Below are 24,751 nucleotides of genomic sequence, written 5' to 3'. Positions count from 1 at the left end.
ACTCAGCACTCAGCACTCACTATATGCGCTCATTTCGCTCTGAACCAATTTTGTGGATTCATGTCGCTGGATTAGCGACTTTACCAATTCTATTGGTAATGTGTTTATTGTTTCTGTCCGTGGGCAAGCCAGTTTTGCCAGTATGGATGGAGATATGCCTCGTGGCAACCGTTGGTGTTGTACCACTGCTATGGATGCAATTGCGTCGTCCTTTTTACATATTTGCTATCTTGGGAGTAGCGCTCAAGCCAGAAAATCTGACTGAGCAGCAACGAAAAATTCTTTGCTTAATTAATACAAAAATAAATCGCTTATTAGCCTTAGTGGCAGCAATATTATCTATTGGGATGCTGTGGCAACTTTATCAAATTGCTCCACGGGTCATCAATGTAGGAAGTTTTTTGCCCCAATGGCGTAGCCTAGCTTTACTCCTAGCTGGTTTAACTTTTTTAGCAAGCAATCTGTTTCTACAAATTCCCGTGAGCGTCATGCGGATTTTAGTGACAAAAGAGACAGAATTTGCTGCTCTAGAACCATTATCTTTAGAGAAGATTAAGCAGGATTTTACGATATTAGGGGTGCGGGTGAATCACATCTTGCCCCAACGGACTGTTAAAGTTGAAACTGAGGAATGAGAAACTATGGCTAAAATTACAGCTGCTAGCGATCGCCAATTTTCTCGTGATACTGAAATCTGGGACAATCTTCAAGATGCGATCGCTGCTAGTTCTGGTTTCCAGCGCTGGCAGTTAGAAGGCACTGCTCAATTGCAAGAACTGCGTCTAGAACAGCAGGTACAGCGCTATTTGCGAGAAACCCTAGAAACCTTAGCTTATTGAGGGCTGAGAATATCTTGCAAACTGTCTTGCAAGCGACGCAGTTGACGGTAGGCATCCTCTAAGCGGTCTCCTTCAATTTCCACTTCTGCGGTGGGATAATTTTGAATTATCTCTAACAGCGTGATTTGCCGATCTTGACTCGCAGAAGCTACAAAAGCAGAGCGCAAAGCCTGCCGATCTCCTCTTTGAGACGGTGGATGAACAACTTGACTTAATCGGTCTAATGTAGCGACACCAATCTCGCTATTTAAAACTTTTTCTAAAACAACAGGATTTATTTTTACTGGTGTAGTCAAATACTGCCGAATGATATCGGGGTCTTGTCGCGCCAAAGTTATTGTAATTAGCAGTTTATTTGAAAGTTTACCAGTTTGGGCGAAGGTAGATAATTCTTGTAGTGAAATAGACTCACGTAAAACACTATACTTTATTAACACTCGTTCAGCAGCAAAGGCTGGAGCGCTAAAGAATAAAAAACAGCTAGTAACTGCTACAACTAAGAATTGACGCAGCGATAAAAATTGATAACGCATTTCCCCTGATTTCCCAAAAACTTACTTTTTCTAAGATAGTATCCAGCACCATTAGTTGTAGCATCTGACTCTAGGCATCTGTCTTAGGGGAAGTAGCAGGCTAGCTTTGCCAAAGAAAAAATTAGAAGAGCCGTCCGTTTTCCAGCATCCTTATAGAAATACAGGACTTACGCAAGAACTCTCTGACACCCTCTTTACTTCGTGTCCTTTGCGTCCTTTGCGGTACCCTTCGGGTTCGGCAGTTCCTCTACTTGGGGAGACCCCAAGACCGGACTGCCTCACCGCTTGCGCGTCTACGTTTTTTCATAATTTTGCGTAAGTCCTAAAATATATAAATAGCGCTCATTACGGCTTTAAGAGGAAAAGGGAAAACCGGAAGAGCCGTCCATTTTCCAATTTCCTTGTCCTACTCGTAGAGCACCTTGGTAAAATTTTGTGAGCAGAGCAAAATTATTTATGTGTTTTCTTGCGAAACATAGCTGATTAAATGCTGGTCATCCGGTATAGTTTTGCATGGGTTTCACAGCTACACGGCTGCTACATTCAACCCTGTTTAACCAACTGTTATTCAGCACATCACAAACACAAAAATGAAATATCGAGGTTTTCACACTTTCTGTGCAAAAAATTTTCGCCCTTTTTCTAGTATTCACCTCGGTTCTACTTTACAGTTACGAGCTGGACTAACGGCTTTGTTATTTATTGGCGCTACGTCTGTGCTACTGCTTAGAGAAGCAAATGCTGGTATCGCCAACCAAAAAGCAATTGCCCCAACTTTAAACGCCCAAGTCCCTACAACTGCAACAGTAATTTATGTCAACTCAACAACTGGTGCAGATACATCTGGTGCTGGTACAACAGCAGCGCCTTACAAGACTATTACAGCCGCCCTCAGTCAAGCTCAAGCAGGTACAGTTATTCAACTCGCTCCTGGAACTTATAATGCGGAAACTGGAGAAAAATTTCCCCTTTTACTCAAACCAGGCGTAACCTTACAAGGTGATGAAGCGAGCAAAGGTCAAGCAACATTGATTACAGGTAGTGGTTTTTACACTAGTAAAACATTTGCTAGACAAGATATTACTATCCTTGCGGAACAAAATACAACTGTCACAGGCGTGAGTGTCACCAACCCAACTCAGCGTGGTAGTGGTGTTTGGGTAGAATCAACTAATCCTACTATCAAAAACAGTACTTTTACTGCCAGTGGCAGAGAGGGGGTTTTTGTTACAGGTACAGGTAATCCCAAAGTTGAAAATAATATCTTTGTGCAAAACAAAGGTAATGGGATTTCAATCGCCAAATCTGCCCAAGGTGAAATTCGTAACAACTTATTTCAAGATACTGGTTTCGGTCTAGCGATTGGCGGCACATCCACACCTCTAGTAGCGGAAAATCAGATCGTCCAGAACAAAGTTGGTATTTATATCTCGGAATCCGCTCAACCCGTACTGCGTAAGAATGTAATTCAGAACAATACGCAGGATGGTATTGTGGCTACGGTGAAGGCTTTACCCAACCTCGGAACCAATGAAGATCCTGGTGGCAATCTCATCCGCAATAACACTCGTTATGACTTGAACAACGCTACTACAAGTAATAAGATTATCGCTATTGGTAACGATATCGATCAAAAACGAATTGTTGGTCAAGTAGAGTTTGTAGCTGCAACTGTTGAGCCGCCTCCTGGAGGGCCTGTTGCTTTCAAGGATGTGCCAGCTAATTACTGGGCAAAAAGCTACATTGAAGCTTTAGCTTCCCAAAATATTATTGCTGGCTTTCCTGATGGCAGCTTTAAACCCAACGATCCGGTTACACGTGCCCAATTTGCCACTATTGTTACTAAAGCCTTAACACCACCAGTAAAACGTTCGGCAACTGAATTTAAGGATGTAAAAAGCAATTTCTGGGCTTACGCTGCGATTAAATCTGCTTATCAAAGTCAATTCGTATCTGGATATCCCGATGGTACTTTTAAACCGCAGCAGCAAATTCCGAGAGTGCAGGCTTTAGTTGCTTTAGCTAATGGTCTGGGCTTAACTGCAAATAATCAGAATGTGATTTCTTTTTACACTGATGCAGCCCAGATTCCTAATTATGCGATCGCTCCTGTAGCTGCCGCAACTACACGGCAACTAGTGATCAACTATCCCGCGCCGAAGCAACTCAATCCTAATCGGGAAGCGACTAGAGCGGAAGTTGCTGCCTTTGTTTACCAAGCACTAGTTAATGCTGGACGCGCTCAACCAATTCCCTCTACCTACTTGGTAACAGTTCAGTAAACCATTTTAGGAAAATTAAAAACGCCAAGGCTAACAAATAGTTAGTTTTGGCGTTTATAGCATTGTAAGTTTTTCTTACTCTAGGGTCTTTAAATATGGCTGACCCCATTTAAATTTGGAGTTTATATTCAGGGTCTTTATATTGGCTGACCCCGTTTGAACAATTATCAGTGTCTCAGAAATTTTCGCATTTTGAGATTTCATAATATTTTTTTTATTTTTCTCTCTTTATATTTCGGAATTTATCAATAAGTTAATTTTTATCAAAAATATAAAGATATATAAAGCTAATTTAAAGCTGAATCAGATAAATTCCTTTAGATAAAATAAGCAATTATACTTAATATTATTAAGGTCGTTGCCGACGTTGCTCCCAACGCCAAAGAAAGACCATTAAAGCAATGATTCCTACTTGGAGAGCGAAGTTAGGTAAAGCGCTGTCAATATTTCGTCCAGCAAGAAGTTGAAAAAAGAAAACAAATGCGCCAATAAAACCAGAAGCACCGACACCAAAATAAATAAATTGTCGCAACCCCCGGTAAGGAGTTTTCATTTCTGCTTTAAGTCGCGCGTATTGTTCAGGATTAAGACGATTTTTGGAATTCGGTTCTACCATAATGTTAATAATGCTATAATCATTAGCCGTGTATGCCGATGTGGCTCAGTGGTAGAGCACTCGATTCGTAATCGAGCGGTCGCGGGTTCAAATCCCGCCATCGGCTTTAATAAAAGTATTGCTGAAATGTGAGCTTGCAACCAAATGGTGTTGCAGAAGCGATCGCCTCTTCATCAAGTAAGTCTGGAATCACTCAAAATCTGTTTTGCAAAAGGCTTTTAACAAATCGATACAGTTAGCGATCGCTCCTAAATGGGCAATTTCATAGCCGTGGGTGTTTTGTGTGGGAAATGCCAAACAAGCAGCACGACCAACATGACCAAATTTCATGGCGATCGAAGCATCACTACCAAATTGACTCAGAGTTGTTAGCTGTACTGACATCTCTAGTTGTTTGGCACTACGGCGCAGCTGTCCATTTAGGTTTTCATCATAAATGCCATATGCATCTTGAGAAAGAATTACCGGACTTTTCCCATCCTCAATTGGGTATTCATCTGCTAGCGGACAAATTTCTAAAGCAATTAAAGCATCTAGGCGCTGGTTTTGGGTAAAAAATAAAGCCCCAATTGCTCCGACTTCTTCTTTAGCTGAGGCTACCAAATAAACATCAACTACTGGTTGTTTTAATGTTTGAGCCAAAGCCAGCAAAATAGCAACAGAGGCTTTGTTATCTAAGGTGTAACTAGCAATATGATCCCTTAAGCGAATGGGATGTTTGCGATGCTTACCAATTACCATTCTCGTTCCGGGTCGAATGCCAGCCGCTTCTAGTTCAGCTGTGGTAAGTTTGGTTTCAATCCAAGCATTTTCCCACTTAAGAATAGTATCTTCCTGCTGAACTTTTTGGGGGGATTCATGGGAAACGTGGCGGGAACCAAAGCTGAGGATACCGCTGATAGTTTCGTTGTCTCCTAGTAAATCGACAACGCCTTCACCGTAAACCCAAGGAAAAGCACCCCCAAGCTTGCGGACTTCCACGCGACCTCGATCGCCGACAGTTTTGACAATTGCCCCAATTTCGTCTTTGTGTGCTGTGATTGCAATCGCTCTATCTGGATTTAACCCTGGAATTTTAGCAATGATATTATCGGCGCGATCGCACCAGACTTCTACACCTGGTGCCGCAAATTGCTGGAGCAAAAACTGGTTAATTTCAGCTTCTGCACCACTAGGAGAATGGTGCATCACCAATTCTTCGATAATTTCAAATAGGCGATCGTAATTCCACATGGATATATGATTTAGAGTCAATAATACAGTATAAATATTTTCACTTTAAATGATATATCCAATGGCAATATCTAACCTATAGAAGTAGAAAGCAGTCCCGATGAAAAATTTTTCATCACCATACATGAAAAAGGAATATTCCCTACACCCCACACCCCACACCCTTTTTCAAGTCAGAAGGCAGGAGGTAAATGCCAGCTTATGACAGCGTTTCATCGGTTGGCATTTTACATTTAATTATGTCCACCTATTTACCAAGAAACACTAAACTTTCTTAGCAACCAACTTTTGTTTTATTAGGTGTATTAGGGACTTGACCTGCTATGGTCACTACTAACTTTTTGCGTTTGTACTTCATGAATGCGATCGCACCTAAAGTACCAATTCCCAAGGTTCCCAATGCCGTTGAAGGTTCGGGAACAGGCTGGGCTGATTTTTCAACTATTTCAAAGGCCCGATCTCCGATAATCTTATGAGCCGCAGCTGTCGGATGGATTCCATCCCAAAATAAATATTCTTTCTGCTTTGATGGGTCAATTGCACAAGATGGAGTCGATTGGTCAAAGATACAAGGTTTTGTCACTTCTTTGAAACCATATTTACTCGGTTCATCGATTACATTTTCTAAGACAGAATTAACATCAAAGGAAATGAGGTTAACGTCAGGAGCTAGAGCTTTGTCCAAATCTTCAATTACTTTGGATAAGTCAGAGTTATGCTCTTGAGTCAAATCGCTTAAACGTGGGGAAGTGCCGCTAGGTACGGGCAAATTAGCATCGAAATTCTGAGCGCGAGGAGTCAGACCTAAATTAGGTAAATTCACTACCAGAATATTTTTCGCACCAACATTGGTTAGAGATACAAGCGCTGTCTTTAAATTATTGATTGTTTGCGTAGTGTCAGTAAAGGGCTTGAAATTTGTCGCGTCAGTAGGCAAATAATCATTGGCCCCAGCCCATAATACATACAGTCCATTTGAGTCAGCTTTTTGATTAGTTTGAACTAACGGTTGTGTAAAAGCTCCAATTTGCTGCTGCAAGCCCGGTAAAGCTGAGGAGACTGTGTTTATACTTGTGGTGGTAGCTCCTCCGAAGGCAAAGTTAATACCATTCTTGGGGGTAGCACCATTTACGACATTAATATACGGTGTTGGTGTATCTAATTTCAGCTTTGTGGCCAGCTCCTCTATCCAGATAGGGCCATTAGAAAAGCGTCCTTGATAATACGGAGCAGGAGGGAAAGTTTCCCCAGAAGCCGCAAATACGTTACCTGTATCTGATAAACTATCGCCAAATACATAAAGGCTATCAATATTAAGACTGGCAGCTAAAGCTTTTAGCGGCAACATGAAAGAGAAAAGAACAAATCCTGCCGCCATGAGTTGCTGTTTCATAATATGTTAATTGCTGTATTACTTGCTAGACACGGAAATTCAAAAGTCAATAAATCCACAGCTTTCGCTAATGGGTTATTGCGAATTTAAGCACTTTTAATTAACTTGATGTGCGTAATTCTATTGAATTGATAATTAATAATAAATATATAGGTACGATTGCTCTCAATTTATAGATTTACTCGATTTTTACGATCGAAGAACTATATTGCAAAGAAATGATGAAGTTGACATCCAAAAATATACTAGGGTAGACAAATAGTCTACCCTAGTTTTAGGTATAAATTAGTTGTAATAAATTCAACTGGTCGCGGCGATAGCGCAGCGAAGCGCGAGTCATCGAACGTCGGAATCCCCCACCATACTTTTATGTTGGTGGCTCTAGGTACGCCGAGTCGTGGTACTGGGTACTGGGAAATTGTGACAAAATTTGGCAGGGTTTAAAGCAGAATTCCATAATTTTTCATTTGATAACCCAATCCCCAATCCCTAATCCCCAATCCCCAGTCCCTTTTACGTTGGCGATCGCTTTAACTTCAGGGCATCAACAGCTGATACACCTTCACCCTGCGTACCGAAATACCACAAAGCCCCAGCTGCTTCAGCGCGAGTCACAGGTTTTTTCGGTTGAAACAGTGTTGTATAACCAAACACCCGCCGAATATTAGATTGTTCGCCATTTTGAAAATCAGCTAAGACTGCGCGTAAAGCCTTGGGGTCAATCTTCCCGATATCTTGAAAACCCCAAGTTTGCTTAACTGCATCCAAATTCGCAGTGGGTAAAGCTTGGCGGGTATCTAAAGGTACTTTCCACAATACTAACTGCTCCCGCGTCAGGGGTGCATCTGGACGAAATAAAACTGTTGTCGAATCGCCAGACAAAGGACTAGGAATTAACCCAGCTTCAGCTAACCCCTGAATTTCTGGAAAATTAGGGTCAGTTTTTGACACATCGCTAAAAGCAGGTTGAGTACTTTCCGCAGCTAAACGAATCTGCTTGGCTGGATTGTTAGCATACATAGCATTATTGGCAGCAACTAACCAACGAGCATATTCTCGACGGGTAATAATCTTAGTTGGTTCAAATTGGTTAGTTGTCGCATTATTGCTCTTAGTTGTAGGAGATTCTACAGACAAAACACCTAAAGAGGATAAGTCTTGGATATGTTGCCGTAGTTCTTGCGGTGCTTTATTCAGATCGTTAAATGTCGCAGATGTAGCTGTAGCAGTCGTTTGGTCGTTAGACGTGCTTTGTGGTTGTGTTGCCAAGTTTGTCGGCAATACAGGGCCAATAAACTGAGGATCGCTCGGTTGGGGAACGTTGTTAGTAGTTTCAGTCGGATTTACAGTTGGGTTGGGTTGTGCTGTTGCTGTACTATTGGGTGTGTACTCAATTCGTAATCCAGTCGCTGTTTGTGGTTGATTGGGGGTGGGGTTAGTAACCGATTGAGCTTGAATCGACACTTTCACCAGCAAATCGTTACGACGTGCTTCAAAATCTCCTCCCACCTCATCTGTCGGCTGTTGCAAAATCTGCCAGTTGTTTGTCTGAAACTGGCTGCGATAAAAGCTAGCGATAAAATTGCTGGGGTCAGAACTAAACCAGCGCGTGGATACTTTATTTTCTGAACCACTGACTGGTGTAATTTCCTGGAGCTGGGCGTTGGGATATAAAGGGATATCTTTGGGAAAGTCAGCTGGTAACTCAACTTTGGGGTCATTTTGCCCTGTTTGTGTTTCACCCGCTTTCGCTTCCTCAAAGATACCAGTGTTATTTTGCAATCTCGGATCTGCCGCCAAAGATTGTTCGAGGTTTTTGGCGGTTGGACTGTTAGCACAGGCTGTTAAAGAAGAAAGTAAAACAGCCAAACTTAAAAATACAGCTGGATGTTTAAAGGGAAGCACAGGCAGTCAAAAATTGCGTGTCAATTCCTACCCTAGCGCAGACTATCAACTGAAAGCTAAAGTCTGAAGTCTGAAGTCGGAAATTTTTCAACCAACATTTATCTCTTTTAGAGGGAACGGGTTTAGCATAAAGCCTGTTTCACTTCAAATTCTGCCTTCTGAATTTTGGTGTATTTATTAAAGTTGCAATGAGAAATGCCGGAGAACAGCAAAACCGATAAGCCTCGTAGGTACGCTAGAACCTCGGATAACTTTCACTCGCAGAAAGCGTCCAGTTGCTAGCCGAGCGATTCCCTTAAGACGAGCTTTTAACCTCACCGTTAGCAATTTCATTTTGCTTTTTTCGTGGCTGGCGTACAAGGGCGTGAAAGCCAGTTTAGCGTAGAGTACATCAGCACGATGAGTTCTACTAAGCTTGTTTTGGAAATGTTCGGGATTTGGTAAACCTCCATGTTCGCCATAGTTCCGCCATCCAATGTAGTTCTTTAGTTTTCGGCGGCGGAGAAAAGAATCAACAGTGGAATCCCAAGTTGAGTAGTTAGCAGCGCCGACTTGTTCTTTAACTTGCTCTGCCAGCTCGATCAAATAGTTAGCACTTTTTGGTGTGACTATATAAGCTACCGTTGAAGTTGAAAACCCTTCAGCATAGCCATCAACTGAGACATGGTACACTTGGGGCGCACAAGTGTATAACCAGCTAACTCCCACATCACTTTGGTTGGGATTAAAAGGTAGAGGAAGCTGGCCAAAATTAACTACTGGAACAAAATCTGCTTCAATGATGATAGTTGGTTTCTTCTCTTGAGTGGCTTTGGCCCAAGCTCGTTGATGGTTCAGCAAGCATAAATAACTCCGAGAACAATGCTGAAATTCGGGTTTATTTTCCTGCCTGAGAACTTCGTACTGCAACTTTTGTTGAGTTAATACTTCTTCGAGTTGTCGAGTTGATTCTTGATAGGCAATTATCAAGACTCTACTAATGCAGTTTACTAGGTGATTTTTACCAATTTGGTTAGCAAGCGTTGCTGCAATTGCCTTCATGTCGATCCGAAGATGCGATCTAAGTAAAATCTGGCAAAAATATTATACAGAATATTTACTCTACATCTACAAATTGCGGTGCTGGTAATCGATCTAAAATTCGCCAAAGCACAGTGTAAGTGACATCAGAACGGCGACGCACTGCTCGGAAGGCAACAATTGTGTCACTGCTTTGGATTTGCTGCAATTGGTCTAGATAATAGGGACGTTCTTGCTGGGAAATTGGTTGACCGATCGCAATTGTCTTAGGAACTTGGAATTGTAGCGATCGCACCAGATAAGTATGATTTAATTCGGCCGTCGCATCTGCTAAAATCGTTTGGCTTTGATTCCAGTTCTGGTCTTTGCCAGTCAAAAATCGCCGCTTTTCTACTTGTAAAGCATTTAACTGCTTGGGAGGTTGGTAGTTAAGAAAAAATTGTCGCGTCGGCGATGCCAAAGTTTGCAACTTTCCATCCAACTGTTCTAACGGCACATCGCCCACATCCACCATGAAGCTATAATCTACTCCTTGGTGTCGGAGTTGGAAGCGATCGCCAACTAACTCAAGTGCTAAACTGGGATTAAATTCTCCCCCAGCATTACCCAACAAAGGAAAAGGATAGCGCTGGCTAACGTTAGGTTGCAATCGATTCTGGAGAGTATTCAGCGGACGTTGGTAAGCCGAAGAATGCAACACGCGGAAAATACCAGTGTCGGGCAATCCCAGAAACTTGGCGTAAGTTTGTGATTCTTGGGGGTCGAGGTCGTAGGCAAAACGATCGAGTCTCACCGCAGTTTCCTGGGGATCTGTAAATTTAGTCTCTGGGGGAAATGCCTGTTGTGTTGCGATTAAAATCTGCTTGGCATTTGCCAGAATTGTCAGTGCTTCTTTTGGCGCTGCGATCGCAGGTTGCAAAGGCGGTGTATAGTTAGCTATAGCTGTTTTTGCAGTTCTAGCGACAATTGCTGATGGGGAAGATATCTCTGTAAACTGTTGCTCGGTTGCTAAAGCGTCCATTGATATATTTGGTTCCCTTGTAGAGAAAGGTGTAGCTACCTGGCTCAAGTTTGGATGCTGTATGGGCGCAATCGAAAGCACAGGATCGAATTGGCGTTCCCCAGTCACTAAGGGTAGCTGTCTGACCAAGCCTAATTCGCCGCGTCGAGATAACAGTCTATTCAACACTGGAGAAAGTTTTGATAATTCTTGGTTAGAAGTGTACAAAGAGCAGTAAATTTGTGCTTGTGACTGAGTTAATTGGTTGGGTAAGGGGGAAGCTGATAAATCCACTCTGGGAACACACAAAGTCATAGGACTTTTGTACTGGCGGTTGAGAAATCCATCTACAGTCTTGGTTTGGACAATCGATTGTCCCCGCACAGCTCGCAAGCGATTAGCATCTGGGTCGATAAGTGCTTGCTCAATGCGAGCGATCAAATCGATTTGTTGCTGAACTAACTGACTTGCCTTAGTATAAAAATTTTCACCACTTGAGTTAGAAGCAAAGTCGTAATTGGAGGAATATCCGGGCTTATATTCCAAAGCGAGAGTGCTTTTAGCGAATGAAGTCAAGTAAAAAGGAAGTAAAAGGCTAAAAAAGATGTATTTCATGTTAAAAACCCAGATCGGATAGGAGTACGAAAAATCTAAAATAGATATTAAATTGAAAAAAGAACGGCCATCGACAACCGTCTGTCCATTTTTTCTGTAAAGCGTCGTCGGGTTGTTACCAGTGCTGAAATACGATTACATGCAAGTTTCCCAGGATCGGCCTATTCATTCTGAAGCACCACTCCAACTGTTACTATTTGTCGATGGACGACCCAAGTCCCGACAACAAGTACAGCGACTACGTGCTTACTTAAAAGAATTGCAGGCTCAGTATAAATTTGAACTACAGATCGTCGATGTCGGGCAACAACCCTATTTGGCAGAACACTTTAAATTGGTAGCGACACCAGCTTTAATTAAAATCCACCCGGAGCCTAGGCAGATTTTAGCTGGGAGCAACATTATTGCTCAATTGAAAAACTGGTGGCCTCGTTGGCAAACTGCTGTAGATACTTACTTAAAATTCCAAGAAGATTTACAAGAACGTATTGATGAACATGGTCGAGTGCCGTCTCCCAAATCAACAATCAGTTCTGTAGCCGTTTCTGCGGAACTTATGCGCCTCTCAGATGAAATTTTTCTTTTGAAACAAGAAAAAGATAAACTTCAAGAGCAGCTCCAGTTTAAAGATCGGGTGATCGCGATGCTGGCACACGACCTCCGCAATCCCCTAACCGCTGCTGCGATCGCCATTGAAACTCTGCAATCTAACTACAATACAGAAACAGGAAAATTCGAGCGCCTCAAACCAGCAATGTCGGCGCATTTATTAAAACAGTCCCGCACTCAAACAAAGATCATCGATCGGATGATCGCCGATCTTTTGCAAGTGGGTCGAGGGGACGATACAGAGTTTCCAATTATACCGCAGAAAATAGCACTCGGTCAACTTTGCTTGGACGTACTGGAGGAATTGCGCGATCGCTGCATTGCCAAATTACTACACGTAGAAACAGATATCCCCAAAGATTTACCTAGTGTATATGCCGATCCCGAACGGATACGTCAAGTAATAGTCAATCTCTTAGACAATGCGATTAAATACACGCCACAAGGTGGCAAAATTAGCGTCGCCGGATTGCACCGCACAACTCAAAAAGTTCAGTTTAGCGTTGGCGATAACGGCCCTGGTATTCCTCTAGAAAATCGCGATCGCATCTTTGAAAATCACTTTCGCCTGCAACGAGATGAAGGTACAGAAGGTTACGGCATCGGTCTTTGTTTGTGTCAACGCATAATCAGAGCGCACTACGGTCAAATTTGGGTAGACACTGCCCCTAATGGCGGAGCATGGTTTCACTTCACGTTGCCAGTATATCCTTCTTAGTCAGTGGTCAGTGTGGGAGAAAATAACAACTAACCCTTTGGGTTCGTCAGTTGTTCATGGGGGAAACCCCCAAGACCACACTGACAACTGACAACTGACAAATACTCACTTGATAACAATACGGTTTCGTCCTTCTGCTTTTGCTTGATAAAGTGCTTTGTCCGCTGCCACAATCAAATCTGAAGGTGAAGATTCCCAGGTAGGAACAGTAGTAGCTACTCCCATACTTAGGGTGACATACTGACTGACCATAGACCCATCGTGAGTAATTTGTAAATTTCTAACCCCTGCCTGCATCGTCTTAGCAACGTAAACTGCACCAGTTGCATGGGTATATGGCATAATTACAGCAAATTCTTCACCTCCATAACGCGCTACTAAATCTTGATGTTTCTGTGCTTTATTGTTTAAAATAGCGCCTACCTTTTGTATACAAAGATCCCCTGCTGGATGACCGTATTGGTCGTTATAGAATTTAAAGAAGTCAATATCACATAAAATCAGCGACAGGGAAGCTTCTTCCTGCGCTAAATTAATCCATTGTGTATTTATATAATCATCAAAGCGGCGACGATTAGCCAGCCCAGTTAAGCCATCGACGTTGGCAAGGTGCTGCAAAGCCAAGTTTGCTGCTTCTAGCTGTTTGTATATTTGTGCTTGTTGCAGCAGTCTCCGTAACCGCTGGCGTAACACTGCCCAATGAATTGGCTTGGTAACATAATCAGTTGCACCTGCCTCAAAAGCTCGGTCTACCGACTCTTCATCGTCTAGACTTGTGATCATCAATATAGGAGTACGTTCCCATATTTTTGAAATCACAGTATTGCCTAAGGCAGAGTCAGTATCAAGGCTTGCGAGTGCTGACATCAAGTTATTTCTGGCAATTTGGAGTAATTGCTTGCAGCAGGTAAACCCATCCATTACGGGCATAAGAGCATCCAGTAAAACTATGTCTGGTTTAACTGTTTCATAAGCATCTAAACACTGCTTTCCATCAGTAACCTCGACCACTCGATAGCCTTCTTGTTCCATAGCTTCACGCAATAGTACTCGGATGGTCTTGTCATCATCAGCCACCAGAATTACGGGAGGTTGTTTAGAAATAGTAAATGGGCTTATGGCTGACATGAGTTGCGTTCCACAGAAAATGAAAGTATCGGGGAGCAGTAAACCAGGAAAAACCCGGACTATTAACCAAACTGCCTACTAGCAATTTTTTTACAGCAGTCAAAATCCTACTGAAAGAACTATGAGTGAAACGGTTCGGTTATTACCAAATTGAAAAAACAGGTGAGCTATCGCTCTTCAAATGACTCATTTGTTGAAAATCAGATGGTACTTAGCTCTGGTTGGATGATTTATCTGCCCAGTGAGGTGCAGGAATATCCAGAAAATAGTCTATGATGCGATCGCATAAGGGCAATTGCTTTCCTATGGAGACGAGAAATTGTAGTAAAGGTCTACATACCTTCACAATCAATTTTTTTCGAGCAATTAACTGCTTGATGGTTTGAAGCCAAAAAAAACGTAAATAACTAGTTTGCATAGACAATTGATTGAGAACGCAAAGGTAATTGTTTCCTTTTTGTCCAGATGCAGTTCTGTGAGGAAATGTTACTTTTATATTTCCCTGGCGATAAAGTGTAATTACAATTATGAGCAAAACTTCAAATGTACACTTTATTTCTTTGGTTCTTTAGTGACTTTGGACACCAACTAATACAAAGTAGAGTAATTGCGAAAATCAAGTCAAAATATAGCTAATACTAGATCCTGCGATCGCTCAACTTCCATCCATTCAGACTAGTCAACAGGTGTCACCATACTCAAACTTTGGGATAATTACATACAATACATAAGGTTAATATCAAGCTAAACGCAAAACTAAATTTTTTAGCTATCTTCAGGCTATAGATTTAAGTGAAATTTCTTACCTTCAAGATACATACCTAATATTTGGTAAGCGAATACAGGTCTAAATTGCATAACTGCTCGTGGTGGGAGTTGACAGTCAACGGTCAACGGTCAACAGTCTAATCGAGCAAAGCAAGGATAGCTCCGCCTCCGATCGATGTGCAATTTTTATAGAGAACAGCTTAATAAATTCCATGTAACTTTTTCTGAAAAATACAAATATACTAACTCAATGTTATGGGAATGCCCAGTCTAGGTAAGTTTACTTGAAAGATAAAACTTATAATTGATTAGTCGATGGACAATAAAGTTGTGTTTTATTAGACAGAATAGCCAAAACAAAAAATTTATGTTGATTAGTTCAATAAAAATTAAAATAGATTTACATTAACAGAATTCTTCAATGCCAGACTCATTAATGTATCAACAAGATAATTTTGTTGTCTTAGAAACTAACCAACCAGAACAATTTCTGACAGCCTCAGAATTATTAGAGAAGCTCAAAATTGTTCTACAACAAATTAGCGATCGAGATTTACCACCAGACTTATACAAGTTTAATTCTGTAGAAGCTCAAGCCCAATATTTAATCGATACAAGTTGCGAGTTAGATATTGGGCCTGGAGAATACTTACAGTGGTATGCAGTGCGCTTAGAGAAATAAATTTTGAGATGAAAGTGCATAATAAGAAGCAGAGGACGCAAGGATGCGACAACAAAGATAATAACTTCTGACTTCTTACTCCTGACTTTTAACTATATTCTTAGTTACTCCTTTTGCGTACTAATCAAAGATAATTCAATTCGATTTTCATCAGGTTGTGTGATTTTCACTTCTACTCCAGGGCCAAAATAACTAGTCATTTTCTCCTGCTTTGCTTGCCAATCTTTGACTGATATGTAGGGCGAATCAAATTCTAAAGTTAAAGCGTAAGCACCATTAATTTCTGTTTCTCGCAAACCTGTGACTGTCGGTCTTTTTTCATCTGTAGGACTCAGACCCAAGTAAGAGAGCGCTCCATCTAAATGAGCGTCTTGACCATAGCAATATCGAGTAATGTCTTTGCGAATTTTATTTTGAGTAACAGTTGCTTGTTGCTGTCGCAGAATTAACACAGAGGGGGTTGTAGTTTGGCTGAAGGCAATGGGCTTTAGCTCGTTGGCTTTGAGTGCTAGTCCTCCTAACAATAAGGGAAAACCATAAAAAAAACCTACAAGATTGAGTGTGGCATTATCAGCTGCATAAGCAACAAAGCCGACAATCGTTAATATGCTACCGACAGTTAAACCGAGCGTTCCCAAGGAAATTTGGCGTAACATAAGCTGAGGATCGTATAAATTCTTTACAGATTATTTGTACTATCATCGGCTATGAGTAACAACTTAGGGAATAGTAACGCCCGAAAATCAGCAAGTGGCGTGGAAACTCCTAGGACCTTCCCTTCGGCTATGGCAGCCCTCCAGACGCTCGTTTCGACATTACGATGACTCGCTAATGCTTCGCTAGCGCTAACGATAGAAATCCCTAAGATAGAGGCTACTTCAACTTGCTGGCTCACCTTTAACCTTTTCTCCATCCTTAGGGCTTCTGATAACTGACAACTCTTACAAGTTAACTTTAAACTTAAAGATAAAGATATTGAAGGACTCAAAGAAGACAAATGGATCTACAAACTATCAAAGAACGAATTGCCGTTGTTCAAAGCAAACGCGAGTACTTGCTAGACCTTTTAGAACAACCAAACTTAGGAATTTTAAAAGTTGATGTCAATCAGGCCTTAGAAGAATTGGATGAGTTAATTGACGAGTTTAAACGCACCATCCCGGAAACAGAAAATAATTAAACTGAACTAAGCCACATATAAAACATGCGTCGGTAAAACTGCCAACTGACAGCTATGCCGACGCTATTAAGCCACGCAATATTCATAAATCCCCAGAATAGAGCTCGATCTGGGTTAATCGACCAGCAAGTTCGCAGCATCACTTATCCCGTAACTGAAGCGTTTCCTGCACGCTGCCCTAGCTGTCTCACCAAAGCAATGAGTTCGCTTGTCGGTACGTCTTTCTTGCAAATATAGTCAAAATTAAGCACAGACTTTGTTTGAGAAATATTTGCCTCTTCTACTGACGAATAAGCCAGTATTTGAGTATTCGGAGACATAGCTTTTATCTGGTGGGAAGCACTCCAACCATCCATAACGGGCATTTGTAAATCTAAAACTATCACATCAGGGTGAGAGCGTTTTACCATTTCTACAGCTTCTTTACCATTACTGGCTAACCCTACTACTTGAATATTTTCCTGGCAAGAAAAAGCTAATTGTAGGGTTAGACGAGTTAATTCGTGGTCATCAACCACTAAAACTCGCAAGGTAGAAGACTCACAAGAGAACATTAACATTCAAGAAAAAAATAAATTTTGATGACCCTTACAGTTTATGGGAATAAGTGCCAGCAATTACTCTATCCTATGGTTGAATAACTTGCGTTTACCCATAGCGATTAGTTAAATAAATTGTGAAAACATTAAAGTTTGCTAAAAAAATCAACTTAACCTAGCTGTCAGTATACAAAGAACTTTTTTTTGAATCAATCAGGTTTGAGGCTATACTCGTCGAACGTAATGCCATATTTATGAGAGTTTTTTGTGAATTAGCTTCTGGACAATCATCACCAGGACGGCGTTGAATATAACTACCATCAGCTTGTAAATCCCAAGCTTGACGGTTATCTGCTAGCAAAATACCCAGTATTTCTTGCAAATCTTTGGCAATATCTTGGTCTTTTACAGGCGTAATTACTTCCACTCGGCGGTCTAAGTTACGGCGCATCCAGTCAGCACTGCCAATATAAATTTCTTCTTGTCCATTGTTATGGAAGTAATAGATACGGGAGTGTTCTAAAAAGCGACCGACTATGCTGATAATACGAATATTTTCACTAATATCTTTGAGTCCAGGACGCAAACAACAAATGCCACGAACAATCAGGTCAATTTGCACTCCAGTACGAGAAGCTTCATATAAAGTGGCAATGATTTGAGGATCGACAAGGGAATTCATCTTGGCAACAATGCGGCCAGAAAATCCATTTTGCACATTCTCAATTTCACGATGAATTAATGCTAGAAAGCGATCGCGCATATTCACAGGTGCAACTAAGACTTCCCGATAAGCTTTTTGGCGAGAGTAGCCTGTTAAAAAATTAAATAAATCTGTAATGTCTGCACCCAATTCTTCCCGACAACTAAATAATCCCAAGTCAGTGTACAGTCGGGCTGTTTTCTGGTTATAGTTGCCAGTGCCTATATGCACGTAACGACGCATACGGTCTTTTTCCCGACGTACCACCAGGATGGTTTTACAATGAGTTTTCAGTCCGACCAAACCATAGACAACATGCACCCCAACTCTTTCTAGTCGTCTTGCCCAGTAAATATTATTCTCTTCATCAAACCGCGCCTTTAATTCCACTAGTACAGATACCTGCTTGCCATTTTCAGCAGCAGCAATTAAGGCATTGACTATGGGTGAGTCTCCCGAAGTCCGGTAAAGAGTCATCTTGATTGCCAGTACATTCGGATCGTGGGCAGCATTAGTAATAAAGCGCACCACTGTTGATGAAAAAGATTGATAGGGATGGTGTACTAGCAGATCCTTTTCCCGAATCACAGCAAAAAAATCATTTCCTTCATCCAGTCCATCACTTGATTCTCTCAATCTTTGCAGCCGCGAAGGGACGACGGACTGACGGGGTGGGTCTTTGAGTTCCGGCAATGGTAATGCCATGAAATACATCAAATCCCGCAGTCCCAAAAGACCGTCTACTTCGTAAACATCGTTTTCTGTTAAATCCAAATCTTCTAACAATCTTACACGTACTGGTTCTGGAGTCTGAGATTGAATTTCCAGCCGTACTGGAGATCCACCAATGCGTCGTTTTCGTAATTCTTGTTCGATCGCTAACAGCAAATCATCTGCTTCATCTTCTTCTAATGCTAAGTCAGCATTGCGGGTAATGCGGAAGGGATGATATTCCTGAATGTTCATTCCTGGGAATAAAGACTCTAGATTGTGAGCGATCGCTTGTTCTAAAGGTACTCCCGTCCAGTGGGCAGGTTGTTCGTTTTCTTGAATTCCTAACTCTGGCGGTAAAGGTAAAAATCGCGGCAAAACATTAGGAACTTTGACTCTAGCAAAAAATTCTTCTTCTGTATCGGGGTTTTTAACTACAACTGCCAAATTCAAACTGAGATTAGAAATGTAGGGAAAGGGATGGCTAGGGTCAACCGCCAGAGGAGTTAAAACTGGAAATATTTGTTCTTCATAGTAGTTGTCTAGATAAGTCCGCTGTTTTTGATTCAAATTGATGTAATCCAGGATATGAATTCCTTGATTTGCTAACAGCGGTTGCAGTACTTGTTCAAAATGTTGGTGTTGTTTTGTTACCTGGGGGACAAGAGTAGACCAAATCTCATCCAGTTGTTGTTGCGGCGTGCGACCATCGGGAGTTAACAGGCCGACTTTCGCTTCTACTTGTTGCTTTAAAGCTGCGACGCGCACCATGAAAAACTCGTCCAAATTCGAGCTGAATATTGCTAAAAACTTCAGTCGTTCGAGTAGCGGCGTTCGTGGGTCGCAGGCTTCGTGCAATACTCTGTTGTTAAATTCCAACCAGCTTAACTCACGGTTAAGATAATATTGCGGATCGTTTAAATTGATGGGATTGACACTCTTTTTAGCTTTTGGCATAACGATCTCAAGGTAGCCAGATGTAACCCATACAGCTGGAGAACAATAAATATAGTAAGTTAAATCGCGCCTGAGTTGAACTCTCAGACAATGGTTAGTTATGGCAACTTTTTAGAGACAAGAATTAAAATCGTAGTCAGCAGCATATTAACCATTAAGATGCACTGAAGATATAGCAAAGATATAACACGAGCATTTATAAAAATTTTGGGAGTAATTGTTAAGCAAATTTTACGCCTCACTTGGTATTACAAGCAGTACCAAGCGATGTTTGTAATAGTTGGAAAAAATGTTTAATAGAATACAAGTTTGTGTAAGCATTGCCACAACTATCATCCAAGCCTAGAAGAGCTATAAGTCATGCTGTGTAATCAGTATTGTTTAGATATTGGCACTGTCATTCAGAACTGCACTAAGTGATTTCGTGTATGAAACTTTCTCATTTAGAACCCTTGATATTTTCCAAAAATCTAGTATTGTTACTGAGATATTTCTTCTCAAGGCTGGTTATATTGAAAACGCAAAGATAAACAACACGAGGAGTTTGTTAATCATGAAAATCTCTGCGATCGTTAAGGGAAGTATTTGTTTGTTAGGTTTGGTTAGTGTTGGTAATATCCTGGCTGCACCAGCAAGTGCAGGTCAAGGACAAGCTTCTGCTCGGGGTGCAGTTACAATAGTTAGACCATCAGGTTCTTCTATCAGCGTTAGTGGTGAGTTGGTTGCAGCTGAAGGTACAGACTTTAGCGCACTAGATGTTGTCGTTAATAGTCCTGCTGGTGAAGGTACAAACCAAGAAACCGTTGGAGGGCTTACACTAACCCCAACTGTTACAACAGCTTCAACAACACCTCCCAGCACAATTGAAGGAGCTATTGCAGCACAGATTGCTGCTAGTTCTTTTTCAAATGTTGAAGATTTAGCAGCCCTTGTTAGAGCAGCTGCTTCTAATGGTGGTCTAGAGTAGATTGAATTTTTGCCTTGTAAGTACTTACAAAATTTTTCACAACTGACACAGTTGAATAAATAGAAGATGATAGGGAAAAGAAGCAGCAATGCTATATCTGTTCCCTATATTTATTTTATGGGTTAGATTCCCGGTTTCTCTAAGAAATCGGGAATTCTATATTTGATGCACTACTACAGACTTTTCAAATATTCTCTTAGGTTTCATTCCTCAACACAATCTACGCTTCACCAAAAATTGAGATTTCGTAACTCGACTATGAGGGTTTTATCTGTGTAGATGCTGCTTCTAAATACCCTTATAACTCCTCATCATTCCTTTACATAGGTTTGGTTATATCAATATAAACCCTGAAACTGTCATCAAATAATAAATAGAGCGCTTATGTAAAAATACGAACGCCCAAAATGTCCATTGTTAACAAAACGCTCATATCAGGAATTCTATATTTTTACCTACTGAAAGTTATAAAACCAAGATAAAAAAGGTTGCACCTCTACTTTTGCTAGTCGAGGTTAAATCTGCATTATCAAACAAAATCTGAAAAATAACTGAAGGTAAAAATATCAGGAGTTGATCAATGATGACTAATTTATCCAACAAATTATCTATAATCTTTCGGGGTAGTATCTGCCTGTTAGGTTTAGTAAGTGTAGGAAATTTTTTAGCTGCACCTGCACGCGCACAACAAGCTACTGCTGTTGGTGCTGTTACTCTAATTAGACCTTCTGGTGCTTTTCTCAGTGTTAGTGGAGAAATAGTTTTACCATCAGGCTCTTACATTGACGGAGGTTTAACAGTTGCACCTACCTTTGGCGGTATAGTAGGTGGAAATCAGGAAACCATCAAGAGTTTGACTATAACTCCAGGAGCTATTAAAACTACTACAATCTCTAATCCAAATTCAATTATTGATGCAGTAGTAACTTCAATAAATAATAATCCTTCTGCTTCGGTTGAAGATATAACAACTCTAATTAGAGCAGGCGCTGGTAATAATAGGGTAGGTGCTTTAGATTAAGCAGAATTTCCGACCGAAGGTGTTAAAGATTTTCTACCAAAGAATAGTAGGGTGTGTTGTTGCGCAGCGCAACGCACAATTTTGAGATAGTCTATTTATCCGGGTGCGTTAGGCGTTCCGCCATAACACACCCTACATTTTATTGACTTATTTTAAGTATCAAAATCGATAACCACCTTGAACTTGGAGGTCAAATCCATTATCGCCCGTACCAATTTGAGTTTCGATAAACACACTATTATCTAGAAAATTGTGTCTCACAATAAGTCCATAATTAAAGCCAGAAACTCGACTGCTCAAACCTACGTTATTAATGCTGTAATTTTTTAGATAAGCCCCTAGAGAAATACTTTTACTAACTTTTTGTAATCCTTGAAATATAAAGAAAAATTCTTTACCTATTTCCAGATTGCTTTGTAAGCTTAAACCATGACTAGTACCAAATTCTCCATTCACAAGACCTAATAATTCACCATTGCTATTATCTTGAACAAAAGCGACACCAGGAGCCAAGGAAAAACCAATCTTTTTCCCTTGATGTTGATATAAATAACCTAAGTACGTAGTAAAAGGATTATTTTTATTAGAAGCACTATTCCAGCTAATATTTAAGTACGGTACATGAGTATTGACAGCTACAGGTTTTTTAGCTGAATCTAAGCGTACACTAGTTTTAATATAATTAAATAGGACATTAGAATATAAACCTAAAGTTGGTTCTTCTATCCCCAAATTATTGTTGTCAACGCCAGGTGCAGAGTTGGCATCTATATTGAACCAAGTTCCTAAACTGGCACTATAGTTAAAATCTCCAGAAGAACCTGCTGCCAAAAATTCAACTGTTGGTAATGACAAATAACCGTTAAAACTGTTGAAATTAATACCTATTTTGTCAACTCTGCTGAGTTCCATGTAATCGAATGCTAAATCAGATGCTCGGACTTCGATTGGTACTATAGTAGAATCGGCTGAATTATATTGCTGTACAAATCGTTGTCCTCTGGAATTTGTTAAAATTACTTCTACAGCCGAAGATTCGTTAATAGGATTAATAGAAGTATCATTTAAAGGTATTGAATTTCCGATGTAAGTTAGAGGGCCAAATTTCTCATTAGATAGCCTGAGATCGGAAAAAAATGTATCACCTTCATCTAAAACAGTAATATTTCTTCCAAGAAACTGAACTGCTCTTTTGTGGTTTCCCGTTCTTATTTGTAGGACACTGGATTTCTTCGGGGTAATTTTGCTAGGAAATGTGTAAGTTCCAGATACTTGTTCTAGTCCGCTACCTGTATTAGCGTAAGCTAAAGTCCGATTAAGTCTGTTATTAATTTGTCTCCTTTGAGTAGGTGTAGCAGCTGTATTTAATGGAGTAAAACTTTCACCATTCTTAAGTTGATCTCTAGCTTCTTTTAGCCCTTCTTCAATTTTCTCAATTTTAATAACTTCAAAAGCTCCACCTAATAGCAATCCTAATGTAGAGTTTACTGACTGTATAGCATCGACGTTGGTATCGCTGAATTTAGCTGTTAGCGATAAACCTGGAGCAGCAAAAATATTAGAATAAGTTGCTTTAACTACTTTTGAATCGTATTGAATTAAGCTGCGATTATGAGGATAGCTAGCGTAAAGTCTGTACCAATTATAATGATCTTGTGTTTGAGATAGTGTTTCAAATGTAGGTTCTCTTCTTCCTAAAGATACCCACTCTAAAGAATTAAAATAATGAAGGTTTTTTTCTGATTGTGAAAGAGAAGGATTAACTGCTACATTTAGCAAATCATAGTTATCGAATTTTCCTAGTTGAGCAACTTTGATACCTGGAAGAGAAGAGATAGGAGCATTAAAACCAAAACCTTTTCCTGTTAAAATGTCTCCCCAAAAAATTCCGGCATTCTCTAAAGCACTTTTAGGTATAATTCCGCCTACCTGGAGTCTGACATTCCCATTATCTAAGAGAGGTTTTAGATTTGTCGTCGGAAAACTTTGCAGGATTTTGGGAGCATTAATAGCATCTAAAGATTGAAATAAATTTTCTCCACCTTGAGAACTTAAAGTTGAGCCACTACCAATATTTAGATTAGGATTTTTGAGAATTGTAACATTAGGATCGTTTAAGTCAATGCTACTACTAATAGTAACTTTGCCAGCAGGTATACCTTCAGGATTTATTAATTGTCCTGCTATTGACGTTATAGATAAATTATCAGTATCAACTTCTCCTGTTAAACTTTGAAAATCTGTAGGTATGGCGAATAAAGCTTGCAATCCCCAAAATGCCTGCTGTGAGGTGACATTTTGCGTAATGTAAGTATCAGTTTCTCTTCCTTGATAGAGAATACCTGCTTGCGAACCTTTAGTTTCTACTACTATTCTGTTGTTATTGAGAACCCAGTAAAATTGGTCATTTTTAGGAAAATCAGCATAAGTAAACTTTTCAATAATTGGATAATCTCCAGAAAATCTGACTCTGATATCTGTATCTATATAATTTTCGCTGCTATTTGGTTTAAATAATTGTGTAGAAAATGTTAAGTTATCTGTTGGGTTAACAATCCAGGGATACTTATCAGCGCTAAAAGTGAGAGCTTCAATAATTATTTTTTTTTGCGTTTGTTGTCGTTGTTGTCTGGCTTGACGTAGTTTGTCTATTAGTATTATTTGCGATGGTGTGTGTGGTTCTTGTTGATTTAAAGTTGATGGTTTATTTGTACCTGTATCGGGTTTATCTTCATCTGGTTCTAAAGGTTGAGGTGGTTTTCCCTTATAGTCTTCAATGGGAATAACATCAGCAATTATTATCGCTTCTGGAAACTTTTTTTTTGCCGATAAACTAAGCTGAAACTGTTGTGTAGTCTGTGGTGTTATTGCTTCGTTTATGGGATGATTTACTGCATCCAATTTGTTGGTTTTTTTTAAAGATGTTGGTAAATTATCAGGAGAATTTATTTTATTTAATACTTGTATATTCATCTGATTTTCACCCTTTAATACTAGGGCGATCGCAGATGGATCGACAAATATAACTTTGATTAAAATAGTGGGTGAGAGCAACCACAATGAAATAACTTGTCTATTAATTTTAAGTCTCATGAGTAATTTACTTCAGTATTTTCCTGAGCGAAAACCTTACTATTTGCCATTTACATAAAGCATGAAAAATTTTTGCGTAGAATTACTGCAAAAACTGTAACATTTAGGCAAATAAGAGACCTCAGCAAAACCACTAAAATTACAAAATGAGACTTTATTTAGCTCGTATAAATACTGACAGGACTTACGCCATATTATGAAAAAACATAATAGAGCGATCGCTTATTTAAAGTACTTAC

General features: G+C 40.2%; 22 protein-coding genes and 1 tRNA gene. 9 read left to right on the top strand and 14 right to left on the bottom strand.

Annotated elements, in window-relative coordinates:
* Nucleotides 1-23 precede the first annotated feature (23 nt).
* Together I8752_RS08990 and I8752_RS08985 are read left to right on the top strand one after the other, a co-directional pair.
* Complete coding sequence (locus I8752_RS08990) at nucleotides 24-635, top strand: low-complexity tail membrane protein (RefSeq protein ID WP_214431968.1); 612 nt, start codon at nucleotides 24-26, stop codon at nucleotides 633-635.
* A gap of 6 nt (nucleotides 636-641) precedes the next feature.
* Nucleotides 642-839 carry a hypothetical protein gene (locus I8752_RS08985; protein WP_214431967.1) on the top strand — a complete coding sequence of 66 codons (198 nt, stop codon included), beginning with the start codon at nucleotides 642-644 and terminating at the stop codon, nucleotides 837-839.
* On the opposite strand, the gene I8752_RS08980 is transcribed toward I8752_RS08985, so the two are convergent.
* Nucleotides 833-1,372, bottom strand: a complete 540-nt coding sequence (locus tag I8752_RS08980) for an alpha/beta hydrolase (protein WP_214431966.1) — start codon at nucleotides 1,370-1,372, stop codon at nucleotides 833-835. The two genes, I8752_RS08985 and I8752_RS08980, sit on opposite strands and share 7 nt — an antisense overlap.
* A gap of 590 nt (nucleotides 1,373-1,962) precedes the next feature.
* Between I8752_RS08980 and I8752_RS08975 the strand changes: the two genes are divergently transcribed.
* Nucleotides 1,963-3,654, top strand: coding sequence for a DUF1565 domain-containing protein (locus I8752_RS08975; RefSeq protein ID WP_214431965.1), 1,692 nt, complete (start codon nucleotides 1,963-1,965; stop codon nucleotides 3,652-3,654).
* A gap of 349 nt (nucleotides 3,655-4,003) precedes the next feature.
* On the opposite strand, the gene I8752_RS08970 is transcribed toward I8752_RS08975, so the two are convergent.
* On the bottom strand, nucleotides 4,004-4,270 hold the full coding sequence (locus I8752_RS08970; protein ID WP_214431964.1) for a DUF3493 domain-containing protein: 267 nt from the start codon (nucleotides 4,268-4,270) through the stop codon (nucleotides 4,004-4,006).
* A gap of 34 nt (nucleotides 4,271-4,304) precedes the next feature.
* Between I8752_RS08970 and I8752_RS08965 the strand changes: the two genes are divergently transcribed.
* Nucleotides 4,305-4,376 (top strand) — tRNA-Thr (locus I8752_RS08965).
* 83 nt (nucleotides 4,377-4,459) lie between these two features.
* On the opposite strand, the gene I8752_RS08960 is transcribed toward I8752_RS08965, so the two are convergent.
* The 5 genes from I8752_RS08960 to I8752_RS08940 all read right to left on the bottom strand — a co-directional run bounded on the left by I8752_RS08960 (nucleotide 4,460) and on the right by I8752_RS08940 (nucleotide 11,436).
* Nucleotides 4,460-5,503: a M42 family metallopeptidase gene (locus tag I8752_RS08960; RefSeq protein ID WP_214431963.1), complete on the bottom strand. Its 1,044-nt coding sequence runs from the start codon at nucleotides 5,501-5,503 to the stop codon at nucleotides 4,460-4,462.
* Nucleotides 5,504-5,777: 274 nt separating this feature from the next.
* Complete coding sequence (locus I8752_RS08955) at nucleotides 5,778-6,896, bottom strand: SGNH/GDSL hydrolase family protein (RefSeq protein WP_214431962.1); 1,119 nt, start codon at nucleotides 6,894-6,896, stop codon at nucleotides 5,778-5,780.
* A 513-nt stretch (nucleotides 6,897-7,409) separates the two neighbouring features.
* Nucleotides 7,410-8,801: an S-layer homology domain-containing protein gene (locus I8752_RS08950; protein ID WP_214431961.1), complete on the bottom strand. Its 1,392-nt coding sequence runs from the start codon at nucleotides 8,799-8,801 to the stop codon at nucleotides 7,410-7,412.
* Nucleotides 8,802-8,978: 177 nt separating this feature from the next.
* On the bottom strand, nucleotides 8,979-9,842 hold the full coding sequence (locus I8752_RS08945) for an LPS biosynthesis glycosyltransferase (protein ID WP_214431960.1): 864 nt from the start codon (nucleotides 9,840-9,842) through the stop codon (nucleotides 8,979-8,981).
* 55 nt (nucleotides 9,843-9,897) lie between these two features.
* Nucleotides 9,898-11,436 (bottom strand): hypothetical protein, encoded by a 1,539-nt coding sequence (locus tag I8752_RS08940; RefSeq protein ID WP_214431959.1) that lies wholly within the window; start codon nucleotides 11,434-11,436, stop codon nucleotides 9,898-9,900.
* Between the two features lie 121 nt (nucleotides 11,437-11,557).
* Here I8752_RS08940 and I8752_RS08935 point away from each other — a divergent pair, with 121 nt between their 5' ends.
* On the top strand, nucleotides 11,558-12,763 hold the full coding sequence (locus tag I8752_RS08935) for a histidine kinase (protein WP_214431958.1): 1,206 nt from the start codon (nucleotides 11,558-11,560) through the stop codon (nucleotides 12,761-12,763).
* 105 nt (nucleotides 12,764-12,868) lie between these two features.
* Here the strand turns inward: I8752_RS08935 and I8752_RS08930 are convergent, their stop codons facing one another.
* Together I8752_RS08930 and I8752_RS08925 are read right to left on the bottom strand one after the other, a co-directional pair.
* Nucleotides 12,869-13,891, bottom strand: coding sequence for a response regulator (locus tag I8752_RS08930; RefSeq protein ID WP_214431957.1), 1,023 nt, complete (start codon nucleotides 13,889-13,891; stop codon nucleotides 12,869-12,871).
* A gap of 211 nt (nucleotides 13,892-14,102) precedes the next feature.
* Nucleotides 14,103-14,309: a hypothetical protein gene (locus I8752_RS08925; protein WP_214431956.1), complete on the bottom strand. Its 207-nt coding sequence runs from the start codon at nucleotides 14,307-14,309 to the stop codon at nucleotides 14,103-14,105.
* A 771-nt stretch (nucleotides 14,310-15,080) separates the two neighbouring features.
* Between I8752_RS08925 and I8752_RS08920 the strand changes: the two genes are divergently transcribed.
* A complete protein-coding gene (locus I8752_RS08920) occupies nucleotides 15,081-15,341 on the top strand; it encodes a chlororespiratory reduction protein 7 (protein WP_214431955.1) in 261 nt (86 codons plus the stop codon).
* 104 nt (nucleotides 15,342-15,445) lie between these two features.
* Here I8752_RS08920 and I8752_RS08915 read toward each other — a convergent pair whose 3' ends face one another.
* Both I8752_RS08915 and I8752_RS08910 read right to left on the bottom strand, forming a co-directional pair.
* Complete coding sequence (locus I8752_RS08915) at nucleotides 15,446-15,997, bottom strand: DUF2854 domain-containing protein (RefSeq protein ID WP_214431954.1); 552 nt, start codon at nucleotides 15,995-15,997, stop codon at nucleotides 15,446-15,448.
* A gap of 23 nt (nucleotides 15,998-16,020) precedes the next feature.
* The gene (locus I8752_RS08910) at nucleotides 16,021-16,254 is read right to left on the bottom strand and encodes a hypothetical protein (RefSeq protein WP_214431953.1); all 234 of its coding nucleotides are present in this window, start codon (nucleotides 16,252-16,254) and stop codon (nucleotides 16,021-16,023) included.
* A gap of 84 nt (nucleotides 16,255-16,338) precedes the next feature.
* On the opposite strand from I8752_RS08910, the gene I8752_RS08905 reads away from it, so the two are divergent.
* Nucleotides 16,339-16,521: a hypothetical protein gene (locus I8752_RS08905; RefSeq protein ID WP_214431952.1), complete on the top strand. Its 183-nt coding sequence runs from the start codon at nucleotides 16,339-16,341 to the stop codon at nucleotides 16,519-16,521.
* Between the two features lie 143 nt (nucleotides 16,522-16,664).
* Here the strand turns inward: I8752_RS08905 and I8752_RS08900 are convergent, their stop codons facing one another.
* Together I8752_RS08900 and ppk1 are read right to left on the bottom strand one after the other, a co-directional pair.
* Complete coding sequence (locus I8752_RS08900) at nucleotides 16,665-17,081, bottom strand: response regulator (protein ID WP_214431951.1); 417 nt, start codon at nucleotides 17,079-17,081, stop codon at nucleotides 16,665-16,667.
* A gap of 154 nt (nucleotides 17,082-17,235) precedes the next feature.
* Nucleotides 17,236-19,431: a polyphosphate kinase 1 gene (ppk1, locus tag I8752_RS08895; protein ID WP_214431950.1), complete on the bottom strand. Its 2,196-nt coding sequence runs from the start codon at nucleotides 19,429-19,431 to the stop codon at nucleotides 17,236-17,238.
* Nucleotides 19,432-19,984: 553 nt separating this feature from the next.
* On the opposite strand from ppk1, the gene I8752_RS08890 reads away from it, so the two are divergent.
* Nucleotides 19,985-20,398, top strand: coding sequence for a hypothetical protein (locus I8752_RS08890; protein ID WP_214431949.1), 414 nt, complete (start codon nucleotides 19,985-19,987; stop codon nucleotides 20,396-20,398).
* Between the two features lie 580 nt (nucleotides 20,399-20,978).
* Entirely contained in the window at nucleotides 20,979-21,419 is a 441-nt protein-coding gene (locus tag I8752_RS08885; RefSeq protein WP_214431948.1) for a hypothetical protein, read from the top strand.
* A gap of 159 nt (nucleotides 21,420-21,578) precedes the next feature.
* Here the strand turns inward: I8752_RS08885 and I8752_RS08880 are convergent, their stop codons facing one another.
* Nucleotides 21,579-24,512 carry a hypothetical protein gene (locus I8752_RS08880; protein WP_214431947.1) on the bottom strand — a complete coding sequence of 978 codons (2,934 nt, stop codon included), beginning with the start codon at nucleotides 24,510-24,512 and terminating at the stop codon, nucleotides 21,579-21,581.
* Nucleotides 24,513-24,751 lie beyond the last annotated feature (239 nt).

Source organism: Dendronalium phyllosphericum CENA369, from assembly GCF_016056275.1.
GTDB lineage: Bacteria > Cyanobacteriota > Cyanobacteriia > Cyanobacteriales > Nostocaceae > Dendronalium > Dendronalium phyllosphericum.
The sequence above is the reverse complement of the archived record's forward strand: the minus strand, read 5'-3'. Positions and strand labels throughout refer to the sequence as shown.

Bases quoted from the DNA above. Each gene is read 5' to 3' on its own strand.
- I8752_RS08955 (WP_214431962.1), bottom strand. From the start codon at position 6,896: ATGAAACAGCAACTCATGGCGGCAGGATTTGTTCTTTTCTCTTTCATG.
- ppk1 (WP_214431950.1), bottom strand. From the start codon at position 19,431: ATGCCAAAAGCTAAAAAGAGTGTCAATCCCATCAATTTAAACGATCCG.
- I8752_RS08975 (WP_214431965.1), top strand. From the start codon at position 1,963: ATGAAATATCGAGGTTTTCACACTTTCTGTGCAAAAAATTTTCGCCCT.
- I8752_RS08970 (WP_214431964.1), bottom strand. From the start codon at position 4,270: ATGGTAGAACCGAATTCCAAAAATCGTCTTAATCCTGAACAATACGCG.
- I8752_RS08890 (WP_214431949.1), top strand. From the start codon at position 19,985: ATGAAAATCTCTGCGATCGTTAAGGGAAGTATTTGTTTGTTAGGTTTG.
- I8752_RS08980 (WP_214431966.1), bottom strand. From the start codon at position 1,372: ATGCGTTATCAATTTTTATCGCTGCGTCAATTCTTAGTTGTAGCAGTT.
- I8752_RS08985 (WP_214431967.1), top strand. From the start codon at position 642: ATGGCTAAAATTACAGCTGCTAGCGATCGCCAATTTTCTCGTGATACT.
- I8752_RS08925 (WP_214431956.1), bottom strand. From the start codon at position 14,309: ATGCAAACTAGTTATTTACGTTTTTTTTGGCTTCAAACCATCAAGCAG.
- I8752_RS08900 (WP_214431951.1), bottom strand. From the start codon at position 17,081: ATGTTAATGTTCTCTTGTGAGTCTTCTACCTTGCGAGTTTTAGTGGTT.
- I8752_RS08885 (WP_214431948.1), top strand. From the start codon at position 20,979: ATGATGACTAATTTATCCAACAAATTATCTATAATCTTTCGGGGTAGT.
- I8752_RS08920 (WP_214431955.1), top strand. From the start codon at position 15,081: ATGCCAGACTCATTAATGTATCAACAAGATAATTTTGTTGTCTTAGAA.
- I8752_RS08990 (WP_214431968.1), top strand. From the start codon at position 24: ATGCGCTCATTTCGCTCTGAACCAATTTTGTGGATTCATGTCGCTGGA.
- I8752_RS08940 (WP_214431959.1), bottom strand. From the start codon at position 11,436: ATGAAATACATCTTTTTTAGCCTTTTACTTCCTTTTTACTTGACTTCA.
- I8752_RS08915 (WP_214431954.1), bottom strand. From the start codon at position 15,997: ATGTTACGCCAAATTTCCTTGGGAACGCTCGGTTTAACTGTCGGTAGC.
- I8752_RS08960 (WP_214431963.1), bottom strand. From the start codon at position 5,503: ATGTGGAATTACGATCGCCTATTTGAAATTATCGAAGAATTGGTGATG.
- I8752_RS08880 (WP_214431947.1), bottom strand. From the start codon at position 24,512: ATGAGACTTAAAATTAATAGACAAGTTATTTCATTGTGGTTGCTCTCA.
- I8752_RS08945 (WP_214431960.1), bottom strand. From the start codon at position 9,842: ATGAAGGCAATTGCAGCAACGCTTGCTAACCAAATTGGTAAAAATCAC.
- I8752_RS08930 (WP_214431957.1), bottom strand. From the start codon at position 13,891: ATGTCAGCCATAAGCCCATTTACTATTTCTAAACAACCTCCCGTAATT.
- I8752_RS08910 (WP_214431953.1), bottom strand. From the start codon at position 16,254: ATGGAGAAAAGGTTAAAGGTGAGCCAGCAAGTTGAAGTAGCCTCTATC.
- I8752_RS08905 (WP_214431952.1), top strand. From the start codon at position 16,339: ATGGATCTACAAACTATCAAAGAACGAATTGCCGTTGTTCAAAGCAAA.